At 58.2% G+C, this 237-nt stretch carries 1 protein-coding gene; it reads left to right on the top strand.

Features of this window, described 5'->3' with window-relative positions:
* On the top strand, nucleotides 1-219 hold a 219-nt coding region (locus SB725_RS33775; RefSeq protein WP_410923768.1), incomplete at its 5' end, for a hypothetical protein.
* Between the last annotated feature and the right edge of the window lie 18 nt (nucleotides 220-237).

Raw genomic sequence — 237 nt, 5'->3', positions numbered from 1 at the left:
GTAGAGGTCGACCCCCAGGTGATAGAGTGGCAAGTGGTCGCCGGGGATGGTCGCATGGCCCAGGATGGGACGTTCACCCCAGGCCACAGCAGTACATTCTCGGTGGTTCAGGCCATTGAGCCGGATGAACGACAGCGTTACTGGTATTGGGCTTTCATCGTGATCCCTGTCCCACTGATGGATGTCGACACCTTCGTCGCCATGAGCGACTCACGATAGCAGTGGCTTGTCGCTTCA

The sequence above is a fragment of the Pseudomonas sp. SIMBA_041 genome, assembly GCF_046535095.1.
Lineage (GTDB): Bacteria > Pseudomonadota > Gammaproteobacteria > Pseudomonadales > Pseudomonadaceae > Aquipseudomonas > Aquipseudomonas mucoides.
Note: the sequence above shows the minus strand (reverse complement) of the source record. Positions and strands in the feature narration are given on the sequence as shown.